Source organism: Pseudomonas sp., assembly GCF_030147005.1.
Lineage (GTDB): Bacteria > Pseudomonadota > Gammaproteobacteria > Pseudomonadales > Pseudomonadaceae > Aquipseudomonas.
The window spans coordinates 1-6,169 of record NZ_JASLAW010000240.1 but is presented as its reverse complement, the minus strand read 5'-3'; the positions used below and the strand labels follow the sequence as shown (position 1 = coordinate 6,169).

Sequence of the window (6,169 nt, the reverse complement as noted above, 5' to 3'; positions counted from 1 at the left end):
CGAGACGGCGCTGAAGCTGGCAGACGGTATCGCCCTGGTAGCGCCGATGGACGATGAGCCCGGCGAGGAGGTCATCTTCTCCGCGCGCTTTGCCTGCCCGATCTGCGGCCATGCCATCAGCGAGCTGGAACCCAAGCTGTTTTCCTTCAACAACCCGGCCGGCGCCTGCCCGACCTGCGATGGCCTGGGCGTTAAGCAGTTCTTCGACATCAAGCGCCTGGTCAACGGCGACCTGACATTGGCGGAGGGGGCGATACGCGGCTGGGACAGGCGCAACGTCTACTACTTCCAGATGCTGGGGTCACTGGCGTCGCACTATAGATTCAGCCTGGAAGTACCGTTCAACCAACTGCCGGCGGACCAGCAGAAGGTCGTTCTTCACGGCAGCGGTTCGCAGAACGTCGACTTCAAGTACCTGAACGACCGCGGCGACATCGTCAAGCGCTCCCACCCGTTCGAAGGCATCGTACCGAACCTGGAGCGTCGTTATCGCGAGACCGAGTCGGCGAGCGTACGCGAAGAGCTGGCGAAATTCCTCAGCACCCAACCGTGCCCTGATTGCCGCGGTACGCGCTTGCGTCGTGAAGCGCGGCATGTGTGGGTTGGCGAGAAGACGCTGCCTGCAGTGACCAACCTGCCGATCGGCGATGCTTGTGAATACTTCGGCGTACTCAAGCTGACCGGCCGCCGTGGGGAGATTGCCGACAAGATCCTCAAGGAAATTCGCGAGCGTCTGCAGTTCCTGGTCAACGTTGGCCTGGACTATCTATCGCTTGACCGCAGTGCAGATACCTTGTCCGGCGGCGAGGCTCAGCGGATTCGACTGGCCAGCCAGATCGGCGCCGGGCTGGTGGGCGTGTTGTACATCCTCGATGAGCCGTCGATCGGCTTGCATCAACGTGACAATTATCGCTTGCTGGGTACGTTGAAACACCTGCGCGATATTGGCAACACGGTGATCGTGGTCGAGCACGATGAAGACGCGATTCGCCTGGCGGATTATGTAGTCGACATTGGCCCGGGCGCGGGCGTGCATGGCGGACATATTGTCGCCGAGGGCACGCCTGCCGAAGTCATGGCGCATCCAGATTCGCTGACCGGCAAATACCTCTCGGGCCGCGTGAAAATCGCGGTGCCGGCCAAGCGCACGCCGCGTAACAAGAAAATGGCGCTGCACCTCAAGGGCGCGCGTGGCAACAACTTGCGCAATGTTGACTTGGAGATTCCTCTGGGCCTGCTGACCTGTGTGACCGGTGTTTCCGGCTCGGGCAAGTCGACGCTGATCAACAACACGTTGTTCCCCTTGAGTGCCACCGCCTTGAACGGCGCGACCACCCTTGAAGCGGCGCCCCACGACAGCATCAAAGGCCTGGAGCACCTGGACAAGGTGGTCGATATCGACCAGAGCCCGATTGGCCGTACGCCGCGCTCCAACCCAGCGACTTATACCGGGCTGTTCACGCCGATTCGCGAGTTGTTTGCGGGTGTTCCGGAATCCCGCTCACGAGGTTACGGGCCAGGCCGGTTCTCGTTCAACGTCAAGGGCGGGCGTTGTGAAGCGTGCCAGGGCGATGGCTTGATCAAGGTGGAGATGCACTTCCTGCCGGATATCTACGTGCCCTGCGATGTTTGCAAGAGCAAGCGCTATAACCGCGAGACCCTGGAGATCAAGTACAAGGGCAAGAACATCCACGAGACCCTGGAGATGACCATCGAGGAAGCTCGGGTGTTCTTCGACGCGGTTCCAGCGTTGGCGCGCAAGCTGCAGACGTTAATGGATGTGGGCCTGTCGTATATCAAACTGGGCCAGTCGGCGACCACGCTGTCCGGTGGTGAGGCGCAGCGGGTTAAGCTGTCGCGCGAGCTGTCCAAGCGCGATACGGGCAAGACCTTGTATATCCTCGATGAGCCAACCACCGGTCTGCACTTCGCGGATATCCAACAGTTGCTGGATGTACTGCACCGCTTGCGTGACCACGGCAACACCGTGGTGGTGATCGAGCACAACCTTGATGTAATCAAGACCGCTGACTGGCTGGTTGACCTGGGGCCGGAAGGCGGTTCCAAGGGGGGGCAAATCATCGCCGTGGGCACACCGGAACAAGTTGCCGAGATGCAGCAGTCGCACACCGGTTACTACTTGAAGCCTTTGCTGGAGCGCGACCGGGCCTGACTCTTCCGGGCCCAATGAAAAGCCCCTGTCACTTTGCAGTGACAGGGGCTTTTTTGTAGCCGGGAATCAGAACTGCGATTGCAGGTAGTTCTCCAGGCCAATCAACTTGATCAGGCCCAACTGCTTTTCCAGCCAGTAGGTATGATCTTCTTCGGTGTCATTCAACTGCACTCGCAGGATCTCACGAGTGACATAGTCGTTGTGCTGCTCGCAGAGCTCAATGCCCTTGCAGAGCGCGGCTCGAACCTTGTACTCGAGGCGAAGGTCTGCAGCGAGCATATCCGGCACCGTAGTGCCCACGTCCAAGTCGTCGGGGCGCATACGCGGCGTACCTTCGAGCATGAGGATACGGCGCATCAGCGCGTCAGCGTGCTGTGCCTCTTCTTCCATCTCGTGATTGATACGTTCGTAGAGCTCAGTAAAGCCCCAGTCTTCGTACATACGCGAATGGATGAAATATTGGTCACGAGCTGCCAGTTCGCCCGTCAGCAACGTGTTGAGGTAATCGATTACGTCGGGGTGACCTTGCATCGCCCTACATCTCCCTGCTTGAAAGTCTGTAGTTTGAACCATGACGACTCTAAGGTCACGGGATCAACGGCAGAAAAGCGAAGATTTCCGGAGAAAAGTAGCTGAAATAACGCAAAAACCGCCCAAATGAGGGCGGTTCTGCTTCTCGTTTAGAGTCAGTTAAGCGATACACCCAGTGCCTTTGCGATTGCTTCTCCATAAGCGGGATCCGCCTTATGGAAATGTTGCAACTGACGCTGAACCACATCGCTGGAAACACCGGCCATTGCGCCGGCAATGTTGCTGGTAAGCAGTGCTTTTTGCTCGTCATTCATCAAGCGGAACAGCGCTCCGGCGTGGCTGTAGTAATCGGTATCTTCGCGATGATCGTAACGATCTGCGGCGCCGCTCAAGGCCAGTGCAGGTTCCGCATAGTGTGGCGCCTGTTTTGGCGCATCGGCGTAGCTGTTTGGCTCATAGTTTGGCGCAGCGCCACCGTTGCTGCCAAATGCCATCGAACCGTCACGCTGGTAGCTGTGAACTGGGTTACGTGGGGCATTCACCGGCAATTGCTGGTGATTGGTGCCGACACGGTAGCGATGAGCATCTGCGTAGGCGAAGACGCGACCTTGCAGCATACGGTCTGGCGACAGGCCAACGCCTGGAACCATGTTGCTTGGGCCGAACGCGGCTTGCTCAACTTCGGCGAAATAATTCTGCGGGTTGCGGTTGAGCTCCAGCTCACCCACCTCGATCAGCGGGAACTCCTTCTGCGACCAGGTCTTTGTCACGTCAAACGGGTTTTCGTAGTGAGCGTTCGCCTGTGCCTCGGTCATGATCTGGATGCAGACGCGCCATTTAGGAAAATCACCCCGTTCAATCGCGCCGAACAGATCGCGCTGGGCATAGTCTGGATCGGTACCCGCCAAGCGCGCAGCTTCAGTCGGTGCCAGGTTTTTGATGCCTTGCTTGGTCTTATAGTGCCATTTCACCCAGTGACGCTCGCCGTTGGCGTTAATCAGGCTGTAGGTGTGGCTGCCGAAGCCATGCATGTGACGGTAGCCATCCGGGATGCCACGGTCCGAAAACAGGATGGTGACTTGGTGCAGCGCTTCTGGAGAGTGCGACCAGAAGTCCCACATCATCTGCGCGCTTTTCAGGTTGCTTTGCGGCAGGCGCTTTTGGGTATGGATGAAATCTGGGAATTTCAAAGGGTCGCGGATGAAGAACACAGGCGTGTTGTTGCCGACGATGTCCCAGTTACCTTCCTCGGTGTAGAACTTCAAGGCGAAGCCGCGTGGGTCACGCTCAGTGTCAGCCGAACCGCGCTCGCCACCTACGGTGGAGAACCGCAGGAAGGTCGGCGTTTGCTTACCCACAGATTCGAAGAGCTTGGCGCTGGTGTATTGAGTGATGTCTTGGGTAACTGTGAACGTACCGTAGGCGCCCGAACCTTTGGCGTGTACACGGCGCTCCGGGATATTTTCACGGTTGAAGTGAGCGAGCTTCTCGATCAGGTGGAAGTCGTCGAGCAACAAAGGGCCACGGGGGCCGGCGGTACGGGAATTCTGATTATCCGCAACGGGAGCGCCGCTGGCGGTCGTAAGGATTTTATTCTGGCTCATGCGCAATCTTCCTCAGGTCGGACTTGAAACTGCCGGCTAATCGGCTTGAAGGAAGTATCGACCAACAGCATGACACGTACAAATTTATTAAATTGTAGGCATCAATAGAAAATTACTACCAGGCAAGCCACCGACAATAATGCCCACTGCTTCGCAGGAAAACTTGTACATACCGCGCTTTTGTTACGCGCACAAAAAACCGGGCACTAGGCCCGGCTCTTCGTTACAGACTGTCGTCTTACTCGGCGCTTACAGCTTCGCCGGCAGTAGCACGATCAACCAACTCGACATACGCCATTGGCGCGTTGTCGCCAGTGCGGAAGCCGCACTTGAGGATGCGCAGGTAGCCACCCTCACGGGTAGCGTAACGCTTGCCCAGGTCGTTGAAGAGCTTACCAACGATAGCTTTCGAGCGAGTACGGTCGAAAGCCAGACGGCGGTTAGCCAGGCTGTCTGTCTTGGCCAAAGTGATCAGCGGCTCAGCAACGCGACGCAGTTCTTTAGCTTTCGGCAGTGTAGTTTTGATCAGCTCGTGCTCGAACAGCGACACCGCCATGTTTTGGAACATGGCCTTGCGGTGCGAGCTGGTACGGCTCAGGTGACGACCACTTTTACGATGACGCATGGTTCATTCCTTACCAAACTCACGTTCGGTGATTACGACGATCAGGCAGTCGCCTTGTCGTCCTTCTTAAGACTTGCAGGCGGCCAGTTGTCGAGGCGCATGCCGAGGGACAGACCGCGGGAGGCCAGAACGTCCTTGATTTCGGTCAAGGATTTCTTGCCAAGGTTCGGAGTCTTCAACAGTTCTACTTCGGTACGCTGAATCAGGTCGCCGATGTAGTAAATGTTTTCCGCCTTAAGGCAGTTAGCCGAACGTACAGTCAGTTCCAGATCGTCAACCGGGCGAAGCAGGATCGGATCGATCTCGTCTTCCTGCTCGATTACCACTGGTTCGCTGTCACCTTTGAGGTCGACGAACGCAGCCAACTGCTGTTGCAGAATGGTTGCAGCGCGACGGATAGCCTCTTCAGGATCCAGGGTACCGTTGGTTTCCAGATCAATAACCAGCTTGTCCAGGTTAGTACGCTGCTCGACACGGGCGTTTTCCACCACGTATGCGATGCGGCGAACCGGGCTGAACGAAGAGTCAAGCTGCAAGCGACCAATGCTGCGGCTTTCGTCTTCATCGCTCTGACGCGAGTCGGCCGGTTCATAACCACGACCACGAGCTACAGTGAGCTTCATGTTCAGGGCGCCGTTAGACGCCAGGTTAGCGATTACGTGATCGGGATTAACGATCTCGACATCATGATCCAGCTGAATATCGGCAGCGGTAACCACCCCCGAACCCTTCTTCGACAAGGTCAGCGTAACTTCGTCACGGCCGTGCAGCTTGATAGCCAGACCTTTAAGGTTCAACAGGATTTCAATTACGTCTTCCTGTACACCTTCGATGGCGCTGTACTCGTGGAGCACACCGTCAATCTCGGCCTCGACTACTGCACAGCCGGGCATTGAGGACAACAGGATGCGGCGCAGCGCGTTGCCCAGGGTGTGGCCAAAACCACGCTCGAGAGGCTCGAGAGTAATTTTGGCGCGGGTTGGACTGACAACCTGCACATCAATGTGGCGGGGTGTCAGGAACTCATTTACCGAAATCTGCATGGATGCACCTATTTTCTAGCCCTTACTTGGAGTAGAGCTCGACAATCAGGCTTTCGTTGATGTCGGCGGACAGATCACTGCGAGCAGGAACGTTCTTGAAAACGCCCGACTTCTTCTCAGTGTCTACTTCTACCCATTCTACGCGGCCACGTTGGGCACACAGATCGAGAGCTTGGACAATGCGAAGTTGGTT

The 6,169-nt window shown here is 57.0% G+C and carries 5 protein-coding genes and 1 pseudogene; 1 reads left to right on the top strand and 5 read right to left on the bottom strand.

Annotated elements, in window-relative coordinates:
- Nucleotides 1-2,173, top strand: a 2,173-nt coding sequence (gene uvrA, locus Q1V60_RS22505) for an excinuclease ABC subunit UvrA (RefSeq protein ID WP_300634953.1), incomplete at its 5' end; no start/stop codon positions are given.
- Nucleotides 2,174-2,239: 66 nt separating this feature from the next.
- Here the strand turns inward: uvrA and bfr are convergent.
- The 5 genes and pseudogenes from bfr to Q1V60_RS22480 form a co-directional block, all read right to left on the bottom strand.
- Nucleotides 2,240-2,704, bottom strand: coding sequence for a bacterioferritin (gene bfr, locus Q1V60_RS22500; protein ID WP_003176400.1), 465 nt, complete (start codon nt 2,702-2,704; stop codon nt 2,240-2,242).
- A gap of 155 nt (nt 2,705-2,859) precedes the next feature.
- On the bottom strand, nt 2,860-4,308 hold the full coding sequence (locus Q1V60_RS22495) for a catalase (protein ID WP_300634951.1): 1,449 nt from the start codon (nt 4,306-4,308) through the stop codon (nt 2,860-2,862).
- Nucleotides 4,309-4,546: 238 nt separating this feature from the next.
- A complete protein-coding gene (gene rplQ, locus Q1V60_RS22490) occupies nt 4,547-4,933 on the bottom strand; it encodes a 50S ribosomal protein L17 (protein WP_007918448.1) in 387 nt (128 codons plus the stop codon).
- Between the two features lie 41 nt (nt 4,934-4,974).
- Nucleotides 4,975-5,976, bottom strand: a complete 1,002-nt coding sequence (gene rpoA, locus Q1V60_RS22485; protein ID WP_003176403.1) for a DNA-directed RNA polymerase subunit alpha — start codon at nt 5,974-5,976, stop codon at nt 4,975-4,977.
- Between the two features lie 22 nt (nt 5,977-5,998).
- Nucleotides 5,999-6,169: pseudogene (locus Q1V60_RS22480) on the bottom strand (30S ribosomal protein S4); the annotation flags it as partial.